A 24,654-nucleotide genomic window follows, 5' to 3' on the forward strand; every position below is an offset into this window, starting at 1 on the left:
GTTGTTCTCTCCTGCGGTGACGTGAAGTCTTCTACCCTATCAGAGTCTGAAGTCTTCCCCAAGGTATACGCGCTTAACGTGCTCATCCTGCAGTATTTCTGTCGGCGTGCCGTGGGCGATCAGGTGTCCCTGGCTCACGATATAGGCGCGCTCACACACTGCCAGCGTTTCGCGGACGTTATGGTCGGTAATCAACACCCCAAGCCCGCTGTCGCGCAGGTGTTCGATGATCCGTTTGATATCGATAACGGAAATCGGGTCAACACCGGCAAACGGTTCATCAAGCAGGATAAATTTCGGATTCGCGGCCAGCGCGCGGGCGATTTCCACACGGCGTCGTTCACCACCGGAGAGCGATTGGCCCATGCTGTCACGCAGATGTTCGATATGGAATTCTTCCATCAGCTCATTGGCGCGATCTTCCCGCTGCTCGCTGGTGAGATCGTCACGAATTTGCAGTACCGCCATCAGGTTATCAAACACGCTCAGGCGACGGAAAATCGACGCTTCCTGCGGCAGGTAGCCGATGCCGCGACGCGCGCGCGCATGCAGTGGCAGCAGACTGATATCTTCGTCATCAATGATAATGTTGCCCGCATCGCGCGGGACAATGCCGACCACCATGTAAAAGGTCGTTGTCTTACCCGCACCGTTAGGACCGAGCAGACCGACGATCTCCCCGGAGTTGACGGTCAGACTGACATCTTCCACCACACGGCGGCCCTTATAGGCCTTTGCAAGGTTCTTTGCAGTTAATGTTGCCATAACGAATCAGTTACCTTTTTTCTCTGCCGGAGCCTTGTTTTTGTCCTGCAACTGCGACGGAACCAGAACGGTGGTGACGCGTTTGCCTTTATCGCTGAAGGCTTGCATTTTCTGCTCTTTTACCAGATAGGTGATCTTATCGCCTGTGATGTTGCTATCAAGCTGTTCCAGGTAAGCCTTACCGGTGAGAACGACGAAGTCTTTCGCCAGTTCATAGTGCATGTGTGAGGCGCGGCCTTTCACTGGCTTACCGTTGTCCTGCATCTGGTAAAACGTGGCTGGATCACCGTAACCATCAATCACTTCTTTACCGTCTTCACCGCCCGGGCGGGTCACAACGACTTTATCGGCGTTAATTTTGATGGTGCCCTGGGTCACAATCACGTTGCCAGTAAACGTCACCACGTTGCCCTGCATATCCAGGGACTGCTGGTCCGACTCAATGTGAATCGGCTGCTCGGTATCGCCGGTGACGGCAAATGCCGGAATGCTGGCGGCCAGAAGTGAGCTGGCAAGTACAAGATTAAGGCTGAGTTTGTTTGTTTTGGATTTCATATGAGGTTCTAACCTTTTCAATCAGCTCGGCGTTCTTGTTGCGTAAGTTGCCGCGCATCTTCAGTCCGCTGGAGTTAAATGTTGTGCCATATAACGTGACAAGATCATCAGAAGTGACGTCTTGAGTCACCAGGTTAACCTGTGCGTTATCGGTCGTAATTCTGCGTAGTTGAGAGTCAGGCACCAGGGCGTTAACTTCAACATGGCCGTACAGATACAGCATCCGATCGTTGGTCAATTTGGCTTTATCGGCCTTGATTGACCAGGTCGGTACTTTATCCTTATCAAACGTGGTTAATACCGGTTGAGTAAACCACGAAACCGCTTGTTCTGAATAATATTCAACGTGTTGGGCGATCAAGTGATAGCTCAGCGCGCCTTCCGGACTATACACGACGGTATCGGTATGTTCGCTTTTATAGGTTGGCTCGTTGTTATTGACGGCGACCTGAGTGGCCTCGTCTTTGTCTGCCAGGTTAATACCAATCATCACAAGGACAGCCAGCGACAGTAGAATGATAACCCAACGTCTGGTTTTGCTCATATCGATTGCCCTTTGGCCTCGTCCAGTTTGCCCTGCGCCAGGAGTAATAAATCGCAGACTTCACGTACAGCGCCGCGTCCACCGTCGATACGGGTGACGTAGTCGGCACGTGGAATCAGCAATGGATGGGCATCCGCCACCGCTACGCTTAATCCCACTTTTGCCATCACTGGCCAATCAATCAGGTCATCGCCAACATAGGCCACATTTTCCGGCGCGATCGCCAGTTTTCCAAGCAGATCGTCAAAGGCAATCAGTTTGTCTGACTGCCCCTGATACAGATGCGTGATCCCCAATGTGGCACAGCGATCTTCTACAAGTTTAGCCTTTCGTCCGGTAATAATAGCAACCTCAATACCGGAAGTGAGCGCACAGCGGATTCCGTAGCCATCGCGGACATTAAAAGCCTTCAGCTCTTCACCGTTGTTGCCCATATAAATCAGACCATCAGACAGTACGCCATCCACATCCAGGATCAGCAAACGGATGTTCTCTGCCCGGGTGATAACGTCAGCGCTGATGGGTCCATAACAGGTCGCAAGCGACGCACCTGCTTTACTCATTTTCTTTATCCTTGAGTTTCTTACACTACACCTGCACGCAGCAGATCATGCATATGTAACACACCGAGTAACTGGTCGCCATCAGCAACCATTACCGAAGTGATATGGCGGGACTGCATTAAGTTCAGAGCATCAACGGCAAGAATGCCCGGACGCACGCGAATGCCTCCAGGGGTCATCACATCGGCAATGCCTAACTGGCGTACATCTACACCCATATCAAAGACGCGACGTAAATCGCCATCGGTGAAAATACCGTCAATCTTCATTGCATCATCGCAAATGACGGTCATGCCGAGATTTTTACGTGTGATCTCAAGTAAGGCGTCACGCAGGCTGGCGCTTTTATTCACATGCGGGATTTCATCGCCCGTATGCATAATATCGTTAACTCGCAGCAAAAGCTTACGGCCCAGTGCGCCACCTGGATGCGATAACGCAAAATCTTCCGCGGTGAAGCCACGCGCTTTTAATAACGCCACGGCAAGAGCATCACCCATCACCAGCGTTGCAGTGGTGCTACTGGTCGGCGCCAGGCCTAATGGGCAAGCTTCCTTGGGCACTTTAACACACAGATGCACATCTGCCGCACGCGCCATGCTGCTTTCCGGACGGCCAGTCATGCAAATAAGCGGGACATGAAGACGTTTTAATACCGGGATTAACGCCGCTATCTCATTGGATTCACCGGAGTTTGAGATGGCAATAACCACATCCTGCGGCGAGACCATACCCAGATCGCCATGCGCGGCTTCGCCAGGATGTACGAAAAATGAGGGGGTGCCGGTGCTGGCAAATGTGGCCGCCATCTTCCGTCCGATATGTCCGGATTTCCCCATCCCCATCACCACCACTTTTCCCGGGCAACTGAATATTTTTTCACAAGCGAGGGTAAAGTTTTGATTAATGTACTGATCAAGCTCCGCCAGGCCTTCACGTTCAATTGCCAGGACTTCCTTGCCTGCTTGCTGAAAGTCAAAACCCGGTTGCAACTCTAAGTGCGACATAATGCGTTTCCAGTTATCCAACGAGAAGTGGCGATAACCAATACAGCATCGCCAGCCATATGATAAAACCGCCGGTCAGCAGCGCACCCGCGCCGCGACCAATCTGGCGCGGACGTCGCCAGCAGAGTAGTGCAAAAATTACGCTCACCAGCAGCATGACGCTATAGTCACGGATGAAGGCCATCGGGTTGACTTCACCCGGCGTAATCAGCGCCGGCAGTCCGAGGACGATAACAATATTAAAAATGTTCGCGCCGATGATGTTGCCAACGGCGATGTCGTTTTCGCCTTTACGCAGACCCGCAATGGCCGTTGCCAGCTCTGGCAGGCTGGTACCAATAGCGACTACCGTCAGCCCGATGGTGAGTTCGCTCATGGCGAAATAGTTCGCCAGTACAGTGGCATTGTCCACCACCATCCGTGTTGCCATTGGCATAATAATCAGCGCAATGCCCAGCCACAAAAACGCGACCGGTAATCCGCCTTCGCGCGGAAGCTCCGCTATCTGCTCCCGGGTCAGCGTGTCATTGCCTTGTCGCTCAGCCAGACGAGCGATTTTAACAATGAATAGCAGCCATAGCACGGCCAGAAGCAGGAGAAAGAAACCGTCACTACGACTCAACTGGCCGTCATACAGGACGGATGCGGCTAAAAGACTTACCAGCAACATTAGCGGTAATTCACGACGCAGAACATCAGAATGCACGGTAAAAGGATGAATCAGCGCCGACAGACCTAAAATAAGCAGAATGTTGGTAATGTTAGAGCCGATAGCGGTACCGACGGCCAGATCGAGTTGCCCATTTATTGATGCAGCCACAGAGACAATGATCTCGGGTAACGACGTCCCTACGCTGACGACGGTCATCCCAATAATAATGGGGGGGATACCGAAATTTCGACATAAAATGGATGCGGCAAATACCAGACGGTCGGCACCGTAGACCACCAGAAGTAAACCAATTATTAACAGCGCCGTCGCTAAAAGCATCTAAAGTCCTTTCTTCAGGTATACTCGCCGGTCCACTTGAAGGATCTTCTGGAAGCCGTAACGAAGTCTTAATTTTGACTTTATGCGGCTAAAAAGTAAAACAAATGCCAGCTTTCGCTAACCAGGACAGGCAATAATCTGTAAATATGTTGGGTTCAGGGCTAAATTGAGCGCCAAACTCTTCGATCAACGAGGCAATAGTAAAGGATGAATCAATGGGGCAGTCTGTGGCGAATCTAGTCGATATGCGCGATGTCAGCTTTTCCCGAGGCGACCGCTGCATCTTTGATAATATTTCCCTGACGGTACCGCGCGGTAAGGTGACGGCGATCATGGGGCCATCAGGCATCGGCAAAACGACGCTGTTGCGTCTGATTGGCGGACAGATCCCTCCGGATAAGGGCGAGATCCTGTTTGACGGCGAAAACGTTCCGGCTATGTCCCGTTCGCGTTTATTTACCGTACGTAAGCGCATGAGCATGCTGTTTCAGTCTGGTGCGCTGTTTACCGACATGAACGTGTTTGACAACGTCGCGTATCCGCTACGCGAGCATACAACGTTGCCGGCGCCATTGCTGAAGAGCACGGTGATGATGAAGCTTGAGGCCGTTGGTCTGCGGGGCGCGGCAAAATTAATGCCTTCTGAATTATCCGGTGGGATGGCACGCCGCGCCGCGTTAGCACGCGCCATCGCGCTGGAACCTGACCTCATTATGTTTGACGAACCGTTCGTCGGCCAGGACCCCATTACTATGGGCGTGCTGGTGAAACTGATTTCGGAACTGAACAGTGCGCTGGGCGTCACCTGTGTGGTGGTGTCCCATGATGTGCCTGAGGTGCTGAGTATTGCAGATTACGCCTATATTATGGCGGACAAAAAAATAGTGGCCTACGGTAGTGCTCAGGCTCTGCAAGAAAATGCCGACCCGCGCGTACGTCAGTTCCTTGACGGTATTGCTGATGGGCCGGTTCCGTTCCGTTACCCGGCGGGCGACTACCACATCGATTTACTCAAAACAGGGAGTTAAGCCACCCATGTTGTTAAATGCGCTGGCATCACTCGGACATCGAGGGATTAAAACCCTCAGGACGTTCGGGCGAGCCGGATTAATGTTGTTCAATGCGCTTGTCGGCAAGCCGGAGTTTCGCAAACATGCGCCGTTGCTGATACGCCAGCTCTATAATGTCGGTGTCTTATCGATGCTGATCATTATTGTTTCTGGTGTGTTTATCGGTATGGTGCTGGGGTTGCAGGGATACCTGGTTCTGACAACCTACAGCGCGGAAACCAGCCTTGGCATGCTGGTGGCGCTGTCATTGTTACGTGAGCTGGGGCCGGTTGTTGCGGCGCTACTGTTTGCCGGGCGCGCCGGATCGGCCTTAACCGCAGAGATTGGCCTGATGCGGGCAACCGAACAGCTCTCCAGTCTGGAAATGATGGCCGTCGATCCACTGCGTCGGGTGATCTCTCCGCGTTTTTGGGCTGGTGTCATTTCATTACCGCTGTTGACAGTTATTTTTGTCGCGGTAGGGATCTGGGGCGGTTCGCTGGTTGGCGTAAGCTGGAAAGGTATTGATGCAGGCTTTTTCTGGTCGGCGATGCAAAATGCCGTCGACTGGCGTCTGGATCTGGTCAACTGTCTGATTAAAAGCGTGGTGTTCGCCATTACGGTCACCTGGATTGCATTGTTCAATGGTTATGATGCGATCCCGACCTCAGCCGGCATTAGCCGGGCAACGACACGCACCGTTGTGCACGCCTCTCTCGCCGTTCTGGGGCTGGATTTTGTGCTCACCGCACTGATGTTTGGGAATTGAGTTCATGCAAACGAAAAAAAATGAAATTTGGGTCGGGTTATTCTTACTGGTTGCGCTGCTGGCTGCGCTGTTTGTCTGCCTGAAAGCAGCGAATGTTACCTCAATGCGTACTGAGCCGACTTACACGATTTATGCGACCTTTGATAATATCGGCGGCCTGAAAGAACGCTCTCCTGTGCGGATTGGCGGGGTGGTGGTTGGACGTGTATCGGATATCTCGTTAGATCCGAAAACGTATCTGCCGCGCGTGACGTTGGAAATCGAATCGCGTTTTAACCATATTCCAGACACCAGTTCACTGAGCATCCGTACTTCCGGCCTGCTGGGCGAGCAGTATCTGGCATTGAACGTCGGTTTTGAAGATCCTGAGCTGGGAACGTCTATCCTCAAAGATGGCGGTACGATTCAGGACACGAAATCCGCGATGGTGCTGGAAGACATGATTGGTCAGTTCCTTTACAACAGCAACAGTAAAGGTGATGACAATAAGAATTCTGGCGATGCGCCAGCCGCAACTGAAGGCAATAATGAAGCCACTACGCCTGCGGGCGCAACGAAATAATCTCAGGAGAATCGACGTATGTTTAAACGATTGATGATGGTGGCAATGCTGATCATTGCCCCCCTTAGCGCGGCAACCGCAGCGGATCAGACTAACCCGTACAAATTGATGAATGAGGCGGCGCAGAAGACCTTTGACCGCCTGAAAAACGAGCAACCTAAAATCCGCGCAAACCCGGATTACCTGCGCGATGTTGTCGATCAGGAATTGTTGCCATACGTACAGGTTAAATACGCCGGTGCGCTGGTCCTGGGCCGCTACTACAAAGAAGCGACCCCGGCACAGCGTGACGCCTATTTCGCCGCCTTTCGTGAATACCTGAAGCAGGCTTACGGTCAGGCGCTGGCAATGTACCACGGTCAGACCTACCAGATTGCTCCTGAGCAGCCGCTGGGTGATGCGACCATCGTGCCTATCCGCGTGACCATTATCGATCCGAATGGCCGTCCTCCGGTTCGTCTGGATTTCCAGTGGCGTAAAAACTCGCAAACCGGTAACTGGCAGGCGTATGACATGATCGCCGAAGGCGTAAGTATGATCACCACCAAACAGAATGAGTGGAGCGATCTGCTGCGTACCAAAGGTATCGATGGCCTGACGGCACAGCTGAAATCTATTTCTCAGCAGAAAATTACCCTGGAAGAGAAAAAATAATGACGCAGTCACTCACCTGGATGCGTGAAGCTGACAAGCTGGTGCTGGTGGGAGAGCTGGATCAGGACGTGTTAAATCCATTATGGGATGCACGAGTTGAGGCGATGCAAGGGGTAACTTGCATCGACCTGAACCAGGTTTCCCGGGTGGATACCGGTGGTCTGGCGTTACTGCTGCACTTGATCGATCAGGGCAAGCAGCAGGGGAACAGCGTTTCGCTCGCTGGCGTTAACGATAAAGTTTACACGCTGGCGCAGCTTTACAATCTGCCCGACGACGTCCTTCCGCGTTAATTTTTTCAGGCTGGATAAGGCCTTGTGCCTACATTCAGCACCCCCATCACAGGGGATCTGCCACCAAAGCCTTGTCTGATTTATCAGCGAGGCTTTTTGCTTATTTATGACAGCGCCACTTTGCTCTAAGATGTTGGGCTGTTTTCACTATCTGACGAATGAAGAGCCCATGGAAAATAATGAAATTCAGAGCGTGCTGATGAATGCACTCTCCCTCCAGGAAGTCCACGTTTCTGGCGACGGCAGTCACTTTCAGGTTATTGCCGTGGGTGAGATGTTTGAAGGCATGAGCCGGGTCAAGAAACAGCAATCGGTCTATGGCCCGTTGATGGAATACATTGCGGACAACCGCATTCATGCTTTGTCGATTAAAGCGTTTACCCCAGCGGAATGGGCGCGTGATCGCAAACTTAACGGTTTTTGAGCTACGGGTGATGTGCCGGTAGCGAAGATAAATTCTTAACAGAGAACAGAATAATGGATAAATTTCGTGTTCAGGGGCCAACGAAGCTCCAGGGCGAAGTCACAATTTCAGGCGCTAAAAACGCTGCACTGCCGATCCTTTTTGCGGCGCTGCTGGCGGAAGAACCTGTAGAGATCCAAAACGTCCCGAAACTGAAGGACGTTGACACCTCCATGAAGCTACTGAGCCAGTTGGGGGCGAAAGTTGAGCGTAATGGTTCCGTGCACATTGATGCGCGTGACGTTAACGTCTTCTGTGCACCGTATGATCTGGTAAAAACCATGCGTGCGTCTATCTGGGCGCTCGGACCGTTGGTTGCTCGTTTTGGCCAGGGTCAGGTTTCACTGCCGGGTGGTTGCACCATCGGCGCGCGTCCGGTTGACCTGCACATTACCGGTCTGGAGCAGTTAGGCGCGACGATCAAGCTGGAAGAAGGCTATGTGAAGGCGTCCGTTGATGGTCGTCTGAAAGGCGCGCACATCGTCATGGATAAAGTGAGCGTCGGTGCGACGGTCACTATTATGTGTGCGGCAACACTTGCTGAAGGCACCACTATCATCGAAAACGCCGCGCGCGAGCCAGAGATCGTCGATACCGCGAACTTCCTGATTACGCTGGGCGCGAAGATCACTGGCCAGGGCACCGATCGTATTACCATCGAAGGCGTTGAACGTCTCGGCGGTGGTGTTTATCGCGTTCTGCCAGACCGTATTGAAACCGGTACTTTCCTGGTGGCGGCGGCGATTTCTCGCGGCAAAATTATCTGCCGCAATGCACAGCCGGACACGCTGGATGCCGTCCTGGCGAAGCTGCGTGATGCGGGTGCGGATATCGAAGTCGGCGACGACTGGATTAGCCTCGACATGCACGGCAAGCGTCCGAAGGCGGTCAATGTGCGCACTGCGCCGCACCCGGCGTTCCCGACCGATATGCAGGCCCAGTTCACGCTGCTGAACCTGGTGGCAGAAGGGACGGGCTTCATCACGGAAACCGTGTTTGAGAACCGCTTCATGCACGTGCCTGAGCTGAGCCGTATGGGCGCTCACGCGGAAATTGAAAGCAACACCGTGATTTGCCACGGCGTGGAAACGCTCTCTGGCGCACAGGTGATGGCGACCGATCTGCGTGCATCTGCAAGTTTAGTGCTGGCAGGTTGTATTGCTGAAGGTACGACGGTGGTCGATCGTATTTATCACATCGATCGCGGCTATGAGCGCATCGAAGATAAACTGCGCGCGCTGGGCGCAAACATTGAGCGTGTGAAAGGCGAGTAATCATCAACGCCTATTGTAACCCCCAGGTCTTTGGCCCGGGGGTTACTGCTTAATGTTCATTCAGGATTCTTTTTCCCTCTCGGTCCCCTCATCATCCGTGTTCTGTCGATGAATTCATGCGTTTTCGCATCGTGATAGCGTGACGGCCAAATCACCCAAGGGTCAGTTCCCAGTGCCTGGGCGATAATCAACTCACCTTTTGGCCATGGTCGTGTTAACGCATTGGCCAGCGTTGATGAACTCAATCCATTTTTACGTGACTCAGCGGCCATTGAGGTCCCTTTTTTGCGCAGCCCGGCGATGATGTCGGCCGGATGCCAGTCAATCAGCTTGCTTTCCATAAATTCATCTCTCCTTGGGTTAATGACTTACGGTTCCACGATCGGTTGTGGCGACACTATAACTCCCAAAGAGCAAATGTTCTAAAATGTTCATGTAAAGTGTGTATATATTCGGAATATACCAAGATTGTGCGTAACGGTCTGGGAAGTGGAAAAGATTTATCGGACTTTATAAGAACATCCCGTGCGGGGCACGGGATGATGGGGGATTGAGGGCAGGGGAATTAGCGGTCGCGCTGTACGGCGATATGCGCCAGACCAATCAGCGCTTCTCTCCATGGCGTATCAGGCAACACCTGCAACGCGGCGATGGCTTTATCGGCCTCTTCTTCCGCCCGCTGTCGGGTCCACTCCAGTGAGCCACAGGCGTTCATCGCTTCCAGAACCGGCTCCAGAAGGTGACGACCGTTACCTTGCTCAATGGCCTGGCGGATCATCTGCGCTTGTTCTGGAGTGCCGTGGCGCATGGCATGCAGCAGCGGTAGCGTCGGTTTACCTTCGTTAAGGTCATCGCCGACGTTTTTACCCAGTTGCTCGCCATCTGCGCTGTAATCCAGTAAATCGTCAATTAACTGAAACGCAGTCCCGAGATAACGGCCATAATCCTGCAACCCTTTCTCTTGTTCTTCGCTGCAGCCAGCCAGAATACCTGAGCATTGGGCTGCGGCTTCAAACAAACGCGCCGTCTTGCTGTAGATGACGCGCATATAGTTTTCTTCGGTGATGTCCGGGTCGTTGACGTTCATCAACTGCAGAACTTCACCTTCTGCGATGACGTTGACCGCTTTCGACATAACTTCCAGTACTTTCAGCGAGCCGAGGCTGGTCATCATCTGAAATGCGCGGGTATAGATAAAATCGCCGACCAGCACGCTGGCCGCATTACCAAACGCCGCATTTGCTGTGGCTTTTCCGCGTCGCATATCAGACTCATCCACAACATCGTCATGCAGCAGGGTCGCGGTGTGGATAAACTCGATGAGAGCCGCAATCGTAACATGCGCATTTTCCTGGTAACCAACGGCACGTGCTGCAAGTACTGCGATCATTGGGCGAATGCGTTTTCCGCCGCCGCTCACGATGTAGTACCCTAACTGATTGATCAACTGGACGTCGGAATTGAGCTGTTCAAGGATTGTCGCATTGACCCCCGCCATATCTTGCGCGGTTAACTCATTGATTTTTTCTAAATTCATCGCAAAAGCCGGGCTTCTCGCCCCGATTACCTCACTGTATGGCGAGGTAACGTCGGGTTCAGGGTTATAAATATATGCTGATTGTACTGAAAAAACGCCGTAGATAAACGTTACCGTACGTGTTGTGTTTTTTTTCTTCATGTATTGACGGTAGCACTTGTCAAAGGCTCGCGTTTTGCGTAATATTCGCGCCCTATTGTGAATATTTATAGCGCACTCTGAATCATCAAAAAGGTGTGCGCGGAAGCGGAGTTTTTTATGTACGCGGTTTTCCAAAGTGGTGGTAAACAACACCGAGTAAGCGAAGGTCAGACCGTTCGCCTGGAAAAGCTGGACATCGCAACTGGCGAATCTGTTGAATTCGCTGAAGTTCTGATGATCGCAAACGGTGAAGAAGTCAAAATCGGCGTTCCTTTCGTTGATGGCGGCGTTATCAAAGCTGAAGTTGTTGCTCACGGTCGTGGCGAGAAAGTTAAAATCGTTAAGTTTCGTCGTCGTAAACACTACCGTAAGCAGCAGGGCCATCGTCAGTGGTTCACTGATGTGAAAATCACTGGCATCAGCGCTTAAGTTAAGGGGAGCAGATTAAATGGCACATAAAAAGGCTGGCGGCTCGACTCGTAACGGTCGCGATTCAGAAGCTAAACGTCTGGGCGTAAAACGCTTCGGCGGTGAAACAGTTCTGGCTGGTAGCATCATCGTTCGTCAACGTGGTACTAAATTCCACGCTGGCTCCAACGTTGGTTGCGGCAAAGACCACACTTTGTTTGCTAAAGCAGACGGTAAAGTGAAATTTGAAGTGAAAGGCCCGAAAAACCGTAAATTCATCAGCATCGTTGCTGAATAAGTTTTTCGCGTCCCGGTAACGGATAAAAGCCCCGCAACACGTTGCGGGGCTTTTTACATTCGACGGCCGGTAAATATGCTCGTCGCGCCGTGATAAACCGGAAACGAGCCCTTGCAGGGAATACGGCATGAAGCAGCAGGCAGGCATTGGTATTCTGTTAGCACTCACGACTGCAATATGTTGGGGCGCTTTGCCAATAGCAATGAAGCAAGTGCTGGAGGTGATGGAGCCTCCTACCGTGGTGTTCTACCGTTTTTTAATGGCAAGTATTGGCCTTGGCGCTATCCTTGCGGTTAAAAAAAAGCTCCCCCCGTTGCGCATTTTTCGCAAAGCGCGTTGGTTGGTGCTGTTGGCAATAGCCACCGGTGGGCTGTTCGGTAACTTCATTCTGTTTAGTTCATCTTTGCAATACTTGAGCCCAACGGCTTCGCAGGTTATTGGCCAACTGTCACCGGTTGGTATGATGATCGCAAGCGTCTTTATCCTGAAAGAAAAGATGCGCGGCACGCAGGTGATTGGCGCCATTATGCTTCTGAGCGGCCTGGTTCTGTTTTTTAATACCAGTCTAATCGAAATTTTTACCCGACTCACCGATTACACCTGGGGCGTTATCTTTGGTGTCGGTGCGGCGATGGTTTGGGTGAGCTATGGGGTCGCGCAAAAGGTGTTATTGCGCCGTCTGGCGTCACCGCAGATCCTGTTTTTACTGTACACTTTATGTACGATAGCGTTGTTGCCGCTGGCTAAGCCCGGCGTCATCACGCAGCTCAGCGACTGGCAGCTGGCCTGCCTGGTATTCTGTGGCCTGAATACGCTGGTGGGATACGGCGCTCTCGCGGAAGCGATGGCGCGTTGGCAGGCTGCACAGGTAAGCGCCATTATTACGCTTACCCCGCTGTTTACGTTGTTATTTTCAGATTTATTATCACTGGCCTGGCCCGATTTCTTCGCCAGACCGATGCTAAACCTTTTAGGTTATCTCGGTGCGTTTATCGTGGTTGCGGGCGCGATGTATTCCGCCATTGGTCATCGAATTTGGGGCGGTTTACGTAAGCATGAAACGGTGGTTTCGCAACCCCGCTCAGGCGAATGATTTACGGAGAGTAAAATGAAGTTTGTTGATGAAGCATCGATTCTGGTCGTTGCAGGTGATGGCGGTAATGGTTGCGTGAGCTTCCGCCGTGAAAAATATATTCCAAAAGGCGGCCCGGACGGCGGTGATGGCGGTGATGGCGGCGACGTATGGATGGAAGCCGACGAAAACCTGAACACGCTGATCGATTACCGTTTTGAAAAATCTTTCCGTGCTGAACGTGGTCAGAATGGCGCGAGCCGCGATTGCACAGGTAAACGCGGTAAAGACGTTACGATTAAAGTGCCTGTCGGTACGCGCGTTATCGATCAGGGCACCGGCGAAACCATGGGCGACATGACCAAGCATGGTCAGCGTCTGATGGTCGCTAAAGGCGGCTGGCACGGCCTGGGTAACACCCGTTTCAAATCCTCGGTCAACCGTACTCCGCGTCAGAAAACGATGGGGACACCGGGCGATAAGCGCGATCTGTTGCTGGAACTGATGCTGCTGGCGGATGTCGGTATGCTGGGTATGCCAAATGCCGGTAAATCGACGTTTATCCGTGCGGTATCCGCGGCGAAGCCGAAAGTTGCCGATTATCCGTTCACCACCCTGGTACCAAGCCTGGGTGTGGTACGTATGGATAACGAAAAGAGCTTCGTCGTGGCTGACATTCCGGGGCTGATTGAAGGCGCGGCTGAAGGCGCGGGCCTCGGTATTCGCTTCCTGAAACACCTGGAACGTTGCCGCGTGCTGCTGCACCTCATCGATATCGATCCAATTGATGGCTCCGATCCGGTAGAAAACGCCCGTATCATTATTGGCGAACTGGAAAAATACAGTCAGGATCTGGCGTCTAAACCGCGCTGGTTAGTGTTCAACAAAATTGATTTGCTGGACAAGGCCGAAGCGGAAGAGAAAGCGAAAGCGATCGCTGAAGCGCTGGGCTGGGAAGGTAAATATTACCTGATCTCCGCCGCCAGCCAGTTGGGCGTGAAGGATCTGTGCTGGGATGTGATGACCTTTATCATTGAGAACCCGATTGTTCAGGCTGAAGAAGCAAAACAGCCAGAGAAAGTTGAGTTCATGTGGGATGATTATCACCGCCAGCAGCTCGCTGAAGTCGAAGACGAAGCGGAAGATGACTGGGATGACGATTGGGACGAAGACGACGAAGAAGGCGTTGAGTTCATCTACAAACGTTAATCTCGTAACCGGATGGCGCTTACGCTTATCCGGCCTACAAAAGCCAACGGGCCGCATTTGCGGCCCGTTTTCTATCAGTTATTCTGATAAATATCCTTGTACAACCGGCTCTCAAAGCGAACCAGCGGAATACGACGATTACGCTGATCAGCCGGCTCTACCGCATAACCCGACAGATACTGCACAAATGCCATGCGCTGACCGCTTGCCGTGGTGATGAAGCCTGCGAGGTTGTAGACGCCCTGTAGCGAGCCTGTCTTCGCCGATACTTTGCCATCCACGCCAGCCTGATGCAGGCCCGCACGGTATTGCAGGGAGCCGTCATGGCCCGCCAGCGGCAGCATAGTAATAAAGTTCAGCTCGTTATCGTGCTGTGCGATGTATTGCAGCACCTGCATCATGGTCGCTGGGGCAATCAGGTTATGGCGGGAGAGGCCAGAACCGTCGGCGATAATGGTGTTGCCGATATCAACGCCCGCTTGCTGACGCAAAATCTGGCGTACGGCATCGGAACCTGCCCGCCAGGTGCCCGGGACGTTAAATCGTGCATGGCCAATCATGCGGAAAACGGTATCGGCGATCATGTTGTCTGATTTTTTCAGCATAATCTTAAGCAGGTCATGCAGCGGCGCTGACTGTTTGCTGGCAACCACGGTTCCCGGCTCGTTGACCTGCGTCTGGCGCAGCAGCGTGCCGCTGTAAGTGATACCCGCTTGTTTTAGCTCATCTTTAATAATCGCTCCGGCATAGCTGGCACCGTCCTGAATGGCGAACGCCAGCGGCAGCGGGTCGGCGCGTTGAGGTAGGCATCCGGTCAGCGTGAAGCGGTTGAGATCGCCTGGAACCACGTCCAGTTCACAATATTGCGCTTCGGCAGAGCCACGCGCGAGGGTTCGCACCTGGCTGAACATGGTGACCGGGTAGTAGGATGCCACGCGAATAAATGCTAGATCGTTCGGTTTTTGCGCGCTGTAGAGCGAAATCGAGAAACAGTTGCGATCGACAATGGCTGCGGCTGGCGGGGCGCTAAAACATTGCGTCATGTCGTTCCAGGGCCAACCGGGGGCTTTATCATGACTGGCGAAAATAGAGGTGTCGATCAGAACATTTCCGGCAATTTGCGTTACACCCGATTTTTTCAGGGTCGTCACCATATTGCGAATATCCTGGCGTTTTAGCGTCGGATCGGCACCAAATCGCGCCACTAAGTCGCCTTTCAAGATGCCGCCTTCCACGTTGCCTTTCGTCTCAAGCGTGGTGGTAAAACGGAAGTCAGGCCCGAGCTGAATCAACGCCGCCAGCGCGGTGATCACTTTCTGGGTACTGGCAGGGAGCGCCATCTGTTGGCTATGAAAATCAATAGCGGGTGCAGGTGCGCCAACCTTCTGTACCATAAGGGCGAGGTTGGCCCCGGCAGGAAGCTGGTTGATGTATTCGTCGACATTCGCAGCCTGAACGCTGAACGCTATACTGGCAGTCAATCCAATGGTAAATCTGGGAAATCGCATAATCTCGCGCTAACAACCTGGAAACAGGCCGTCATACTACGGCGCAACGCCCCAAAAAGTAAACGATGACCCATAGGGAACTCCAGGGTAAAATGATCATCAATATAGAGAATTGTAGCTGACCTGGGACCTTGAGCCCCGGGTCGGTATTTTTTTGCTTCTGACTCTGGCATGGCGTATGCCAGGGTGGGCTTAGCAGCCGGGGTGAGAACCATCGCCCCCTACAGGAATGTTCAAGAGGTATAACAAATGCAAGCTATCCCGATGACCTTACGTGGTGCTGAAAAACTGCGCGAAGAGCTGGATTTTCTGAAATCTGTGCGCCGTCCTGAAATTATCGCCGCTATCGCGGAAGCGCGTGAACACGGTGACCTGAAAGAGAACGCGGAGTATCACGCGGCTCGCGAACAGCAGGGATTCTGCGAAGGACGCATTAAAGATATCGAAGCTAAACTGTCCAATGCGCAGGTGATTGACGTCACAAAAATGCCGAACAATGGTCGTGTTGTTTTCGGCGCGACGGTTACCGTTCTGAATCTCGATAATGACGAAGAGCAGACCTGGCGTATTGTCGGCGATGATGAAGCTGATTTTAAACAGAACCTGATTTCAGTGAACTCGCCTATTGCTCGTGGCCTGATTGGCAAAGAGCAGGATGACGTCGTCGTTATCAAAACGCCGGGCGGTGAAGTTGAATATGAAGTAACGAAGGTCGAATACCTGTAATTCGCATCTTGGTTAAGATGTTGATACATTGTAAAGAAAGGAAAAAGGCCGCATAGCGGCCTTTTATCAACGAAGAGAGCGTGGCATTTTGCTCTCCTGCTAGCGGAAAACCCCGCGTTTTACACAAACTTCGTGTGCGACTTTGGGATATTCTTAGCGTGGCAGCGAGATTTTACGTTCTTTAGTCGGGCGATACAGTACCAGCGTTTTGCCGATGACCTGTACATTGCAGGCGCCGGTTTCGCGTACGATAGCTTCCACGATCAAGGTTTTGGTATCGCGATCTTCCGAGGCGATTTTCACCTTGATAAGTTCATGGTGCTCTAGCGCTTGTTCAATCTCGGCCAGTACCCCTTCGGTCAAACCATTATTGCCAAGCATAACTACCGGCTTGAGCGGATGTGCCAGACCTTTCAGGTGCTGTTTTTGTTTAGTACTCAGATTCATCGTATATTTTTGCTTACGTTGGGATTGAAAACGGGTCATTCTACCGCCATCTCCCATATATCACCAAATAGCTGTGTAGAAATTTACACCATTGGTTACGATGAACTGCCCTTTGGGAATGTGAAATGACAGGTAAAAAGCGTTCTGCCAGCTCGAGTCGCTGGCTTCAGGAACACTTTAGCGATAAATATGTTCAACAGGCGCAGAAAAAGGGGTTACGTTCCCGTGCCTGGTTTAAACTTGATGAAATACAGCAAAGTGACAAAATTTTTAAACCGGGGATGACGATTGTTGATCTCGGCGCTGCACCGGGTGGCTGGTCGCAATATGCGGTTACGCAGATCGGCAACAGCGGCCGCATTATCGCTTGCGATCTTTTACCTATGGATCCAATCGTTGGTGTGGACTTCCTTCAGGGCGACTTTCGTGATGAATTAGTCCTGCAAGCGTTACTTGAACGCGTAGGTGACAGTAAAGTACAAGTTGTCATGTCTGATATGGCGCCAAATATGTGTGGAACACCGGCGGTGGATATTCCCCGGGCCATGTATCTGGTAGAGCTGGCGCTTGGAATGGCTCGAGATGTTTTAGCGCCAGGTGGTAGTTTTGTAGTGAAGGTGTTCCAGGGCGAAGGCTTCGATGAGTATCTAAGAGAGATTCGCTCCCTGTTTACGAAGGTCAAAGTTCGTAAGCCGGACTCTTCTCGCGCCCGTTCGCGTGAAGTGTATATTGTAGCGACCGGGCGTAAACCATAACCGGTAGATTTCAAACGAAAGTTTGAAAGAAACTGGATATAGAGTATCCTGACGCTGTTTTTAACACAGTTGTAATATGAGGTTAATCCCTTGAGTGACATGGCGAAAAACCTAATTCTCTGGCTGGTCATTGCCGTTGTGCTGATGTCAGTATTCCAGAGCTTTGGGCCCAGCGAGTCTAATGGCCGTAAGGTTGATTACTCTACCTTCCTGCAAGAGGTCAATCAGGACCAGGTTCGTGAAGCGAAGATCAACGGACGTGAGATTAACGTTACCAAGAAAGATAGTAACCGTTACACGACCTACATTCCGGTTAACGATCCGAAGCTGCTTGATAACCTGCTGACCAAAAACGTCAAGGTTGTCGGTGAACCACCTGAAGAGCCGAGCCTGCTGGCTTCTATCTTCATTTCCTGGTTCCCAATGCTGCTGCTGATTGGTGTCTGGATCTTCTTCATGCGTCAAATGCAGGGCGGTGGTGGCAAAGGCGCCATGTCGTTCGGTAAGAGCAAAGCGCGCATGCTGACGGAAGATCAGATCAAAACCACGTTTGCTGACGTTGCGGGTTGTGACGAAGCGAAGGAAGAGGTTGCTGAGCTGGTTGAATACCTGCGCGAACCGAGCCGTTTCCAGAAGTTGGGCGGTAAAATCCCGAAAGGCGTCCTGATGGTCGGTCCTCCGGGTACCGGTAAAACCTTGTTGGCGAAAGCTATCGCCGGTGAAGCGAAGGTTCCATTCTTTACAATTTCCGGTTCTGATTTCGTGGAAATGTTCGTGGGTGTTGGTGCATCTCGTGTGCGTGACATGTTCGAACAGGCCAAGAAAGCGGCACCGTGCATCATCTTCATCGATGAAATCGACGCCGTAGGCCGCCAGCGTGGCGCTGGTCTGGGCGGTGGTCACGATGAACGTGAGCAGACGCTGAACCAGATGCTGGTTGAGATGGACGGCTTCGAAGGTAACGAAGGTATCATCGTTATCGCGGCAACTAACCGTCCGGACGTTCTTGACCCTGCGCTGCTGCGTCCAGGCCGTTTCGACCGTCAGGTTGTGGTTGGTCTGCCGGACGTTCGCGGTCGTGAACAGATCCTGAAAGTGCATATGCGTCGCGTACCACTGTCTCCGGATATCGATGCGGCAATCATTGCCCGTGGTACCCCTGGCTTCTCCGGTGCGGACCTCGCGAACCTGGTGAACGAAGCGGCGCTGTTTGCTGCTCGCGGCAACAAGCGCGTGGTGTCGATGGTTGAGTTCGAGAAAGCGAAAGACAAAATCATGATGGGTGCGGAACGTCGCTCCATGGTGATGACGGAAGCGCAGAAAGAATCTACCGCGTATCACGAAGCTGGCCACGCGATTATCGGTCGCCTGGTACCGGAACACGATCCGGTGCACAAAGTAACGATTATCCCGCGCGGTCGTGCGCTGGGTGTGACCTTCTTCCTGCCTGAAGGCGACGCAATCAGCGCCAGCCGTCAGAAACTGGAAAGTCAGATCTCCACGCTGTATGGCGGTCGTCTGGCGGAAGAGATCATCTACGGTGCTGAACATGTTTCTACCGGTGCGTCGAACGACATCAAAGTCGCGACTAACCTGGCACGTAACATGGTTACTCAGTGGGGCTTCTCCGATAAACTCGGTCCGCTGCTGTACGCTGAAGAAGAAGGCGAAGTGTTCCTGGGACGTTCTGTTGCGAAAGCTAAACATATGTCCGATGAAACGGCTCGTATTATCGATCAGGAAGTTAAGCTGCTGATTGAGCGTAACTATGACCGTGCGCGTCGTCTGCTGAACGAAAACATGGACATTCTGCACTCGATGAAAGATGCGCTCATGAAATATGAGACCATCGATGCACCGCAGATTGATGATCTGATGGCTCGCCGCGACGTGCGTCCGCCAGCGGGTTGGGAAGAACCGGGTTCTTCTAACAACAACTCTGGCAGCACCGGCAAGCCGAGCGCGCCGCGTCCGGTTGATGAACCGCGTGCGCCGGACTCTGGCACCATGTCAGAGCAACTGGGCGACAAATAAGTTATCGTTGATGATGACCGTGTTTTAATTGAAAACCCTGGGGCTTGCTCCGGGGTTTTTCTTATCTGCATACTCAAGATTTTTACCAGGGATAAAACTATGAAACTCTTTGCTCAGGGTTCTTCACTGGATCTCAACCATCCTCACGTCATGGGGATTTTAAACGTTACGCCAGATTCTTTTTCCGATGGCGGGGCGCACAACTCTCTGGTTGAGGCGGTAAAACACGCAAATCTGATGATTAACGCTGGGGCGACTATCATTGATGTGGGGGGGGAGTCCACGCGTCCGGGCGCTGCTGATGTGAGCGTGGAAGAAGAGCTGCAACGAGTTATCCCCGTGGTGGAGGCGATTGCTCAACGTTTTGAAGTATGGATTTCCGTCGATACCTCAAAACCCGAAGTGATTCGCGAATGCGCGCGGGTCGGCGCACATATCATTAATGACATTCGTTCACTCTCGGAACCCGGGGCGCTGGAAGCCGCCGCGGAAACCGGACTGCCGGTTTGTTTGATGCATATGCAGGGGCAGCCGAAAACCATGCAGGAAGCGCCAAAGTACGAGGATGTGTTCGCTGAGGTAAATCGTTACTTTGTTGAGCAAATAGCACGTTGTGAACGAGCCGGAATCACAAAAGATAAATTGTTGCTCGACCCGGGATTCGGATTCGGTAAAAATCTCACCCACAACTACACATTACTGGCGCGCCTGGCTGAGTTTCATCATTTTGATCTGCCGCTGCTGGTTGGAATGTCACGAAAATCAATGGTTGGTCAACTACTGAATGTGGGGCCATCCGAACGCCTGAGCGGTAGTCTTGCGTGCGCAGTGATTGCCGCAATGCAGGGGGCGCAGATCGTTCGTGTCCATGACGTCAAAGAAACCGTAGAAGCGATGCGTGTGGTGGAAGCCACATTGTCTGCAAAGGAAAACAAACGCTATGAGTAATCGTAAATATTTTGGCACTGATGGGATCCGTGGTCGCGTAGGCGACTCCCCAATTACCCCTGACTTTGTGCTCAAACTGGGGTGGGCGGCAGGAAAAGTGCTGGCACGTCATGGTTCACGAAAAATTATCATCGGTAAAGATACGCGTATTTCCGGCTATATGCTGGAATCTGCGCTGGAAGCGGGCCTGGCTGCCGCAGGTCTTTCTGCCTCTTTCACTGGCCCAATGCCAACACCTGCCGTTGCTTATCTGACGCGTGCTTTCCGTGCGGAAGCCGGGATCGTTATCTCCGCTTCGCACAACCCGTACTATGACAACGGGATCAAATTTTTCTCTATCGACGGCACCAAACTGCCGGATGCGGTTGAAGAAGCCATAGAAGCCGAGATGGAAAAAGCGATCACCTGCGTGGATTCGGCTGAGCTGGGTAAAGCCACCCGTATCGTCGATGCCGCCGGTCGCTATATCGAGTTTTGCAAAGGCACCTTCCCGAATGAACTGAGCCTGAGCGAGCTTAAAATTGTGGTGGATTGCGCTAACGGTGCGACGTATCACATTGCGCCAAATGTACTGCGTGAGTTGGGCGCCAATGTTATTGCCATTGGTTGTGAGCCAAATGGCGTTAACATCAATGAAGAGGTCGGCGCTACCGACGTCCGTGCCCTGCAAGCGCGCGTGATCGCAGAAAAAGCCGATCTGGGTATCGCGCTGGACGGCGACGGAGACCGCGTGATCATGGTCGACCACGAAGGCAATAAGGTCGACGGTGACCAAATCATGTATATCATCGCCCGTGAAGCGCTGCGTCAGGGACAACTCCGCGGTGGCGCGGTAGGCACGCTGATGAGCAACATGGGCCTTGAGCTGGCGTTGAAACAGTTGGGTATTCCGTTTGCCCGTGCGAAAGTCGGTGACCGCTATGTCCTGGAAAAAATGCAGGAAAAAGGCTGGAGTATCGGTGCGGAAAACTCAGGCCATGTGATCCTGCTGGATAAAACCACCACCGGTGACGGTATCGTGGCAGGTCTGCAGGTGCTGACCGCGATGGTGCGCAATCATATGAGTTTGCACGACCTGTGCAGCGGCATGAAAATGTTCCCGCAACTGCTGGTTAACGTTCGTTATACCGCAGGTAGCGGCGATCCGCTGGAAAATGACAATGTGAAAGCGGTGATGGCAGACGTGGAAGCGGCGCTGGGTAATCGTGGACGCGTCCTGTTGCGTAAGTCTGGTACTGAACCATTAATTCGTGTGATGGTTGAAGGTGAAGACGAGGCGCAGGTAACTGAATTCGCCCACCGTATTGCTGATGCAGTGAAAGCGGCGTAAACACTGAAGACAGTGAGAGCCGGAGTCTGAGACTCCGGCTTTTTTTACTATACCGCCAGCGGCTGTTTACGTCGGCGTTGCCAGAAATACCCCCCGAGCATCAGCAGTACAAGGACTGCCAGCCACGGCAGAACCGCCAGTAAATGCCCTGACCGGGCAAAAGTCAGCGCAATCATTAGTAGCCAACCCCCGAGCATCGGGATCGCAGTGCGCTTGACAATATCTACTGGCGATACGCCGGCAATGCCCGCGATGGCAATGATGACGCCAGCAATGGGAGATAACGTACGACCAATACCCGCCGATATCTGGATAGGTAGCATCATCACTGCGATATCGCTGCCGATATGGCGGCTGATGTCCGGCACCATTGGGGCGAAGGAGAAAAATGCCGCATTTCCGGAACCCATCAATGCTGAAATCGCAAAGGTGATAAGGGTCATCAACAGGATAATTGAGGCGGCGCTGAGACCAAATTCACCGGAAAGCGACAGCAGTGCGTCGACGGCGCCAATGGCTTTCAGTCCGGCAGAAAAAACTTCACCGGCGATAATCAGCGTCACCACGGTGGCAAAAACGCTGCCCATGCTGTCGAATACCTTTTGTACGCCAGCCATGACTTCCCGGGCTTTACGATGGCGTCCGTACTCACAAACCAGCGTAATGGCCAGACTTATCAGTACGGCGGTATCCAGCGTAATTTTGAGCGAGCTGAACACTAAATCGCTGCACACCAGCATCAACACCAGCGGCAGCATGGGCAAAAACAGCCAGCCGATCGGGGCGTCGGCTTCTTCGGTCGACGTTAATGTCTGCATCTGCTGAGCCGCATTGTCACCGCTTTCCCGACGATCGAAAAAGCGTTGCACAACAATATGCAGCAGCGCGATGAAAAGGATAACGGGGACAACGATCGGCAACTGATCCTGCACGAAATAGTTCACGACCTCGATACCTGCGGTTTTGGCGGCGAGAACTGAGTTGCCGGAACCGGGGCCAAACTCAACCGCACAGGTACTGGCGATAACGGCGGCAACGGCGGCGCGACTGCAGCCCAGTCGGGTCAGCAGTGGGTAAAGCGTCGCCATTAACAACAGGCCCAGTCCGGTAGCGCTGCTGATAAACAGCGACAGGAATTGGCCCAGCAGCAGCGCCAGTCCCAACAGCAGATAAGGCGAGTTCAGACGCTGCAACGGACGAGACGTCACCCGAACCAGCACCTGGCTTGCGCCAATGGCCGACATATAGGTAGCGAAGCCACCAATCAACATAATTTGCAGCCCAAGACCGCCGAGGCGTACGCTCAGGGTATCGCGAATAAATTCAAAGGCGTCGAAGGGGCCAAAGCCGGTGCTTTTTTTCACCAGGCTACTGAGCGTAGTCATGCCACTAAAATGTGCGATCAGCAGGAGAACAATCCCGGTCAACAGCAGCACTGACTGGGGATGATACTTTTTGAGAATCAGACGTCCGGCAAAGATAATGGCGATTAGCGCCAGTAATAATGACATTCTCGCCTCCTCACTCAAAGTTGCCGGTGACCAGGCACTCGCCATCGTGCAGCAACGGTTTACCCGCAGCAAACAGATGGGCCAGCGAGAGGTCATCATTAAGTACGCAGATATCGGCACGTTCCCCGGCGCTGAGCACACCGCCGGAAATACCCAGCGAGCGTGCGACGTTTGCCGTCAACATGGCGATCGCCTGAGACACTGGAATTCCCACATCAATCAGGCGGGGAAGCAGATTAAGGTTCCCTGCGACCGGCGCCGCGCTTAAACCCTCCACGATACCCTGAGCGTTAAAGCGCGGCACGCTGCCATTGCCGTCAGAACTGATCGTGATGCGATCCGCCGGAACCTGCGCTTCCAGGGCGTGGAGGATCGCCTGCTCCTGAGGTGTAAAGCGGCTGCCGCCAGACGTAACGTCGATATGGCCGCCGCGATGGGCGAAAGCAATCGCCTGTTCGAACAAGGATTCTGTTCTCGCTACATGCGTCGGTGAAATGTGGTGAATCGGAATGCCTGCATCACACAGCTCAAGCAGTTGCGACATCCCTTCCGGTAGATTCCCCAGGTGGACATGCAGCAGCCCTTTTTTCCCGGCCAGTAAGGAAGATACGCGGATATCGCTGACTATTCTCAGCAATTCCTGGAAAGAGGGATACGAACCGCGGTGATCGGCGAGCGCGATTTTTACGCCAAGAATCGCCGGAATAAATGCCATGTCATCGCGGATGGATCGCGTAATGGTCGGGCTGGGTACCGCGTAGGCTCCCGTGTGCATAAACGCACGCAGTCCTTCGAGATTAAGGGACTGCATTTTGGCGTAGAGATCTTTCGGTGAGCGAGAAATAGCGTCGGTACCCAACACGCCGACGACCGTGGTAATGCCCGCCTGAATCAGATCGCGCAGCTTGACGGCTGGCGTCCGACTGGCAAACCCGGCTTCCCCGCCGCCACCGGTAAGATGGACATGCTGATCGATGATACCAGGGATAACCCATTTACCCCGACAATCGATGACCTCTTTGACGCCATCAAAGAGCGAAATATCTTTTTCTACCGCCACAATTCGGTCGGCATGAATGAGCAGGGAGCAGAGGCCTAAATCCTCAGGGGAAAAAACACGGGCATTGGTCAGTAAAGTAAACATATCGGTCCTGTCAAACGTCGAGGGTGAGAGTCGGCAGGTGAAACGGAATATTGTTGTTATGACGCTCACCATAAAGCCATTACTATATCTATGACTA

Annotated in this window: 28 protein-coding genes; 16 read left to right on the forward strand and 12 right to left on the reverse strand. The window is 52.7% G+C overall.

All coding sequences use genetic code 11. The annotated features are described in order from the left end of the window. Positions 1 to 39: 39 nt before the first annotated feature. Genes lptB through FDX14_RS13930 form a run of 6 tightly spaced genes read right to left on the reverse strand, consistent with a single transcriptional unit; the run spans position 40 to position 4,425 of the window. Entirely contained in the window at positions 40 to 765 is a 726-nt protein-coding gene (gene lptB / locus FDX14_RS13905) for an LPS export ABC transporter ATP-binding protein (protein WP_003025073.1), read from the reverse strand. A 6-nt stretch (positions 766 to 771) separates the two neighbouring features. After that, positions 772 to 1,320 carry a lipopolysaccharide ABC transporter substrate-binding protein LptA gene (gene lptA / locus FDX14_RS13910; RefSeq protein WP_042311295.1) on the reverse strand — a complete coding sequence of 183 codons (549 nt, stop codon included), beginning with the start codon at positions 1,318 to 1,320 and terminating at the stop codon, positions 772 to 774. Then, entirely contained in the window at positions 1,289 to 1,864 is a 576-nt protein-coding gene (lptC, locus tag FDX14_RS13915; RefSeq protein WP_061382523.1) for an LPS export ABC transporter periplasmic protein LptC, read from the reverse strand. The genes lptA and lptC overlap by 32 nt, the downstream gene beginning before the upstream one ends. Then, a complete protein-coding gene (gene kdsC, locus FDX14_RS13920) occupies positions 1,861 to 2,427 on the reverse strand; it encodes a 3-deoxy-manno-octulosonate-8-phosphatase KdsC (protein WP_137349700.1) in 567 nt (188 codons plus the stop codon). The genes lptC and kdsC overlap by 4 nt, the downstream gene beginning before the upstream one ends. 20 nt (positions 2,428 to 2,447) lie before the next feature. Then, complete coding sequence (kdsD, locus tag FDX14_RS13925) at positions 2,448 to 3,434, reverse strand: arabinose-5-phosphate isomerase KdsD (RefSeq protein WP_038634261.1); 987 nt, start codon at positions 3,432 to 3,434, stop codon at positions 2,448 to 2,450. A 13-nt stretch (positions 3,435 to 3,447) separates the two neighbouring features. Continuing rightward, entirely contained in the window at positions 3,448 to 4,425 is a 978-nt protein-coding gene (locus FDX14_RS13930; protein ID WP_042311289.1) for a calcium/sodium antiporter, read from the reverse strand. A gap of 215 nt (positions 4,426 to 4,640) precedes the next feature. On the opposite strand from FDX14_RS13930, the gene mlaF reads away from it, so the two are divergent. The 7 genes from mlaF to murA all read left to right on the forward strand — a co-directional run bounded on the left by mlaF (position 4,641) and on the right by murA (position 9,489). Continuing rightward, positions 4,641 to 5,453 carry a phospholipid ABC transporter ATP-binding protein MlaF gene (gene mlaF, locus FDX14_RS13935; RefSeq protein WP_003828749.1) on the forward strand — a complete coding sequence of 271 codons (813 nt, stop codon included), beginning with the start codon at positions 4,641 to 4,643 and terminating at the stop codon, positions 5,451 to 5,453. Positions 5,454 to 5,460: 7 nt separating this feature from the next. After that, entirely contained in the window at positions 5,461 to 6,243 is a 783-nt protein-coding gene (mlaE, locus tag FDX14_RS13940; protein ID WP_042311287.1) for a lipid asymmetry maintenance ABC transporter permease subunit MlaE, read from the forward strand. A 4-nt stretch (positions 6,244 to 6,247) separates the two neighbouring features. Then, on the forward strand, positions 6,248 to 6,805 hold the full coding sequence (gene mlaD, locus FDX14_RS13945) for an outer membrane lipid asymmetry maintenance protein MlaD (protein ID WP_047026392.1): 558 nt from the start codon (positions 6,248 to 6,250) through the stop codon (positions 6,803 to 6,805). 18 nt (positions 6,806 to 6,823) lie between these two features. Then, positions 6,824 to 7,459 (forward strand): phospholipid-binding protein MlaC, encoded by a 636-nt coding sequence (mlaC, locus tag FDX14_RS13950; RefSeq protein ID WP_038634253.1) that lies wholly within the window; start codon positions 6,824 to 6,826, stop codon positions 7,457 to 7,459. Next, positions 7,459 to 7,752: a lipid asymmetry maintenance protein MlaB gene (gene mlaB / locus FDX14_RS13955; RefSeq protein ID WP_042311286.1), complete on the forward strand. Its 294-nt coding sequence runs from the start codon at positions 7,459 to 7,461 to the stop codon at positions 7,750 to 7,752. Before mlaC ends, mlaB begins: the two co-directional genes overlap by 1 nt. Positions 7,753 to 7,921: 169 nt before the next feature. After that, positions 7,922 to 8,176, forward strand: coding sequence for a BolA family iron metabolism protein IbaG (ibaG, locus tag FDX14_RS13960; protein ID WP_032940719.1), 255 nt, complete (start codon positions 7,922 to 7,924; stop codon positions 8,174 to 8,176). A 53-nt stretch (positions 8,177 to 8,229) separates the two neighbouring features. Further along, the gene (gene murA, locus FDX14_RS13965; RefSeq protein ID WP_006687871.1) at positions 8,230 to 9,489 is read left to right on the forward strand and encodes a UDP-N-acetylglucosamine 1-carboxyvinyltransferase; all 1,260 of its coding nucleotides are present in this window, start codon (positions 8,230 to 8,232) and stop codon (positions 9,487 to 9,489) included. Positions 9,490 to 9,545: 56 nt separating this feature from the next. Here murA and sfsB read toward each other — a convergent pair whose 3' ends face one another. Then, positions 9,546 to 9,830, reverse strand: coding sequence for a DNA-binding transcriptional regulator SfsB (gene sfsB / locus FDX14_RS13970; protein ID WP_042311284.1), 285 nt, complete (start codon positions 9,828 to 9,830; stop codon positions 9,546 to 9,548). A gap of 224 nt (positions 9,831 to 10,054) precedes the next feature. Continuing rightward, complete coding sequence (gene ispB / locus FDX14_RS13975) at positions 10,055 to 11,026, reverse strand: octaprenyl diphosphate synthase (RefSeq protein WP_003025033.1); 972 nt, start codon at positions 11,024 to 11,026, stop codon at positions 10,055 to 10,057. 258 nt (positions 11,027 to 11,284) lie between these two features. Here ispB and rplU point away from each other — a divergent pair, with 258 nt between their 5' ends. The 4 genes from rplU (at position 11,285) to cgtA (ending at position 14,154) form a co-directional block, all read left to right on the forward strand. Further along, positions 11,285 to 11,596 carry a 50S ribosomal protein L21 gene (rplU, locus tag FDX14_RS13980; RefSeq protein WP_003025032.1) on the forward strand — a complete coding sequence of 104 codons (312 nt, stop codon included), beginning with the start codon at positions 11,285 to 11,287 and terminating at the stop codon, positions 11,594 to 11,596. 19 nt (positions 11,597 to 11,615) lie between these two features. Then, positions 11,616 to 11,873, forward strand: a complete 258-nt coding sequence (gene rpmA / locus FDX14_RS13985) for a 50S ribosomal protein L27 (protein WP_003025030.1) — start codon at positions 11,616 to 11,618, stop codon at positions 11,871 to 11,873. 127 nt (positions 11,874 to 12,000) lie between these two features. Then, the gene (locus tag FDX14_RS13990; protein ID WP_006687874.1) at positions 12,001 to 12,966 is read left to right on the forward strand and encodes a DMT family transporter; all 966 of its coding nucleotides are present in this window, start codon (positions 12,001 to 12,003) and stop codon (positions 12,964 to 12,966) included. Between the two features lie 15 nt (positions 12,967 to 12,981). After that, positions 12,982 to 14,154, forward strand: a complete 1,173-nt coding sequence (cgtA, locus tag FDX14_RS13995) for an Obg family GTPase CgtA (RefSeq protein WP_038634240.1) — start codon at positions 12,982 to 12,984, stop codon at positions 14,152 to 14,154. A gap of 74 nt (positions 14,155 to 14,228) precedes the next feature. On the opposite strand, the gene dacB is transcribed toward cgtA, so the two are convergent. Then, positions 14,229 to 15,662: a serine-type D-Ala-D-Ala carboxypeptidase gene (dacB, locus tag FDX14_RS14000; protein ID WP_042311282.1), complete on the reverse strand. Its 1,434-nt coding sequence runs from the start codon at positions 15,660 to 15,662 to the stop codon at positions 14,229 to 14,231. A gap of 249 nt (positions 15,663 to 15,911) precedes the next feature. Between dacB and greA the strand changes: the two genes are divergently transcribed. Next, positions 15,912 to 16,388, forward strand: a complete 477-nt coding sequence (gene greA / locus FDX14_RS14005) for a transcription elongation factor GreA (RefSeq protein ID WP_003025019.1) — start codon at positions 15,912 to 15,914, stop codon at positions 16,386 to 16,388. A 153-nt stretch (positions 16,389 to 16,541) separates the two neighbouring features. Here greA and yhbY read toward each other — a convergent pair whose 3' ends face one another. Then, positions 16,542 to 16,835: a ribosome assembly RNA-binding protein YhbY gene (yhbY, locus tag FDX14_RS14015; protein WP_003025016.1), complete on the reverse strand. Its 294-nt coding sequence runs from the start codon at positions 16,833 to 16,835 to the stop codon at positions 16,542 to 16,544. Positions 16,836 to 16,960: 125 nt separating this feature from the next. On the opposite strand from yhbY, the gene rlmE reads away from it, so the two are divergent. The 4 genes from rlmE to glmM all read left to right on the forward strand — a co-directional run bounded on the left by rlmE (position 16,961) and on the right by glmM (position 21,902). Further along, on the forward strand, positions 16,961 to 17,590 hold the full coding sequence (rlmE, locus tag FDX14_RS14020) for a 23S rRNA (uridine(2552)-2'-O)-methyltransferase RlmE (RefSeq protein WP_006687879.1): 630 nt from the start codon (positions 16,961 to 16,963) through the stop codon (positions 17,588 to 17,590). A gap of 99 nt (positions 17,591 to 17,689) precedes the next feature. Further along, complete coding sequence (ftsH, locus tag FDX14_RS14025; RefSeq protein WP_003025013.1) at positions 17,690 to 19,624, forward strand: ATP-dependent zinc metalloprotease FtsH; 1,935 nt, start codon at positions 17,690 to 17,692, stop codon at positions 19,622 to 19,624. Positions 19,625 to 19,723: 99 nt separating this feature from the next. Continuing rightward, positions 19,724 to 20,572 (forward strand): dihydropteroate synthase, encoded by an 849-nt coding sequence (gene folP / locus FDX14_RS14030; RefSeq protein WP_061382519.1) that lies wholly within the window; start codon positions 19,724 to 19,726, stop codon positions 20,570 to 20,572. Continuing rightward, positions 20,565 to 21,902 (forward strand): phosphoglucosamine mutase, encoded by a 1,338-nt coding sequence (gene glmM, locus FDX14_RS14035; protein WP_042311278.1) that lies wholly within the window; start codon positions 20,565 to 20,567, stop codon positions 21,900 to 21,902. The genes folP and glmM overlap by 8 nt, the downstream gene beginning before the upstream one ends. Positions 21,903 to 21,949: 47 nt before the next feature. On the opposite strand, the gene dcuC is transcribed toward glmM, so the two are convergent. Together dcuC and iadA are read right to left on the reverse strand one after the other, a co-directional pair. Continuing rightward, the gene (gene dcuC / locus FDX14_RS14040) at positions 21,950 to 23,413 is read right to left on the reverse strand and encodes a C4-dicarboxylate transporter DcuC (RefSeq protein ID WP_042311277.1); all 1,464 of its coding nucleotides are present in this window, start codon (positions 23,411 to 23,413) and stop codon (positions 21,950 to 21,952) included. Positions 23,414 to 23,423: 10 nt separating this feature from the next. Then, complete coding sequence (iadA, locus tag FDX14_RS14045) at positions 23,424 to 24,557, reverse strand: beta-aspartyl-peptidase (RefSeq protein WP_137349701.1); 1,134 nt, start codon at positions 24,555 to 24,557, stop codon at positions 23,424 to 23,426. Between the last annotated feature and the right edge of the window lie 97 nt (positions 24,558 to 24,654).

Source organism: Citrobacter sp. wls710, from assembly GCF_005281115.1.
GTDB lineage: Bacteria > Pseudomonadota > Gammaproteobacteria > Enterobacterales > Enterobacteriaceae > Citrobacter > Citrobacter werkmanii.

Coding starts and splice junctions, on each gene's coding strand:
- cgtA (WP_038634240.1), top strand. CDS start 12,982: ATGAAGTTTGTTGATGAAGCATCGATTCTGGTCGTTGCAGGTGATGGC.
- FDX14_RS13930 (WP_042311289.1), bottom strand. CDS start 4,425: ATGCTTTTAGCGACGGCGCTGTTAATAATTGGTTTACTTCTGGTGGTC.
- mlaD (WP_047026392.1), top strand. CDS start 6,248: ATGCAAACGAAAAAAAATGAAATTTGGGTCGGGTTATTCTTACTGGTT.
- lptA (WP_042311295.1), bottom strand. CDS start 1,320: ATGAAATCCAAAACAAACAAACTCAGCCTTAATCTTGTACTTGCCAGC.
- iadA (WP_137349701.1), bottom strand. CDS start 24,557: ATGTTTACTTTACTGACCAATGCCCGTGTTTTTTCCCCTGAGGATTTA.
- rlmE (WP_006687879.1), top strand. CDS start 16,961: ATGACAGGTAAAAAGCGTTCTGCCAGCTCGAGTCGCTGGCTTCAGGAA.
- lptC (WP_061382523.1), bottom strand. CDS start 1,864: ATGAGCAAAACCAGACGTTGGGTTATCATTCTACTGTCGCTGGCTGTC.
- mlaB (WP_042311286.1), top strand. CDS start 7,459: ATGACGCAGTCACTCACCTGGATGCGTGAAGCTGACAAGCTGGTGCTG.
- FDX14_RS13990 (WP_006687874.1), top strand. CDS start 12,001: ATGAAGCAGCAGGCAGGCATTGGTATTCTGTTAGCACTCACGACTGCA.
- glmM (WP_042311278.1), top strand. CDS start 20,565: ATGAGTAATCGTAAATATTTTGGCACTGATGGGATCCGTGGTCGCGTA.
- ibaG (WP_032940719.1), top strand. CDS start 7,922: ATGGAAAATAATGAAATTCAGAGCGTGCTGATGAATGCACTCTCCCTC.
- dcuC (WP_042311277.1), bottom strand. CDS start 23,413: ATGTCATTATTACTGGCGCTAATCGCCATTATCTTTGCCGGACGTCTG.
- rplU (WP_003025032.1), top strand. CDS start 11,285: ATGTACGCGGTTTTCCAAAGTGGTGGTAAACAACACCGAGTAAGCGAA.
- kdsD (WP_038634261.1), bottom strand. CDS start 3,434: ATGTCGCACTTAGAGTTGCAACCGGGTTTTGACTTTCAGCAAGCAGGC.
- dacB (WP_042311282.1), bottom strand. CDS start 15,662: ATGCGATTTCCCAGATTTACCATTGGATTGACTGCCAGTATAGCGTTC.
- murA (WP_006687871.1), top strand. CDS start 8,230: ATGGATAAATTTCGTGTTCAGGGGCCAACGAAGCTCCAGGGCGAAGTC.
- ftsH (WP_003025013.1), top strand. CDS start 17,690: ATGGCGAAAAACCTAATTCTCTGGCTGGTCATTGCCGTTGTGCTGATG.
- ispB (WP_003025033.1), bottom strand. CDS start 11,026: ATGAATTTAGAAAAAATCAATGAGTTAACCGCGCAAGATATGGCGGGG.
- lptB (WP_003025073.1), bottom strand. CDS start 765: ATGGCAACATTAACTGCAAAGAACCTTGCAAAGGCCTATAAGGGCCGC.
- kdsC (WP_137349700.1), bottom strand. CDS start 2,427: ATGAGTAAAGCAGGTGCGTCGCTTGCGACCTGTTATGGACCCATCAGC.
- folP (WP_061382519.1), top strand. CDS start 19,724: ATGAAACTCTTTGCTCAGGGTTCTTCACTGGATCTCAACCATCCTCAC.
- rpmA (WP_003025030.1), top strand. CDS start 11,616: ATGGCACATAAAAAGGCTGGCGGCTCGACTCGTAACGGTCGCGATTCA.
- mlaF (WP_003828749.1), top strand. CDS start 4,641: ATGGGGCAGTCTGTGGCGAATCTAGTCGATATGCGCGATGTCAGCTTT.
- mlaC (WP_038634253.1), top strand. CDS start 6,824: ATGTTTAAACGATTGATGATGGTGGCAATGCTGATCATTGCCCCCCTT.
- yhbY (WP_003025016.1), bottom strand. CDS start 16,835: ATGAATCTGAGTACTAAACAAAAACAGCACCTGAAAGGTCTGGCACAT.
- mlaE (WP_042311287.1), top strand. CDS start 5,461: ATGTTGTTAAATGCGCTGGCATCACTCGGACATCGAGGGATTAAAACC.
- greA (WP_003025019.1), top strand. CDS start 15,912: ATGCAAGCTATCCCGATGACCTTACGTGGTGCTGAAAAACTGCGCGAA.
- sfsB (WP_042311284.1), bottom strand. CDS start 9,830: ATGGAAAGCAAGCTGATTGACTGGCATCCGGCCGACATCATCGCCGGG.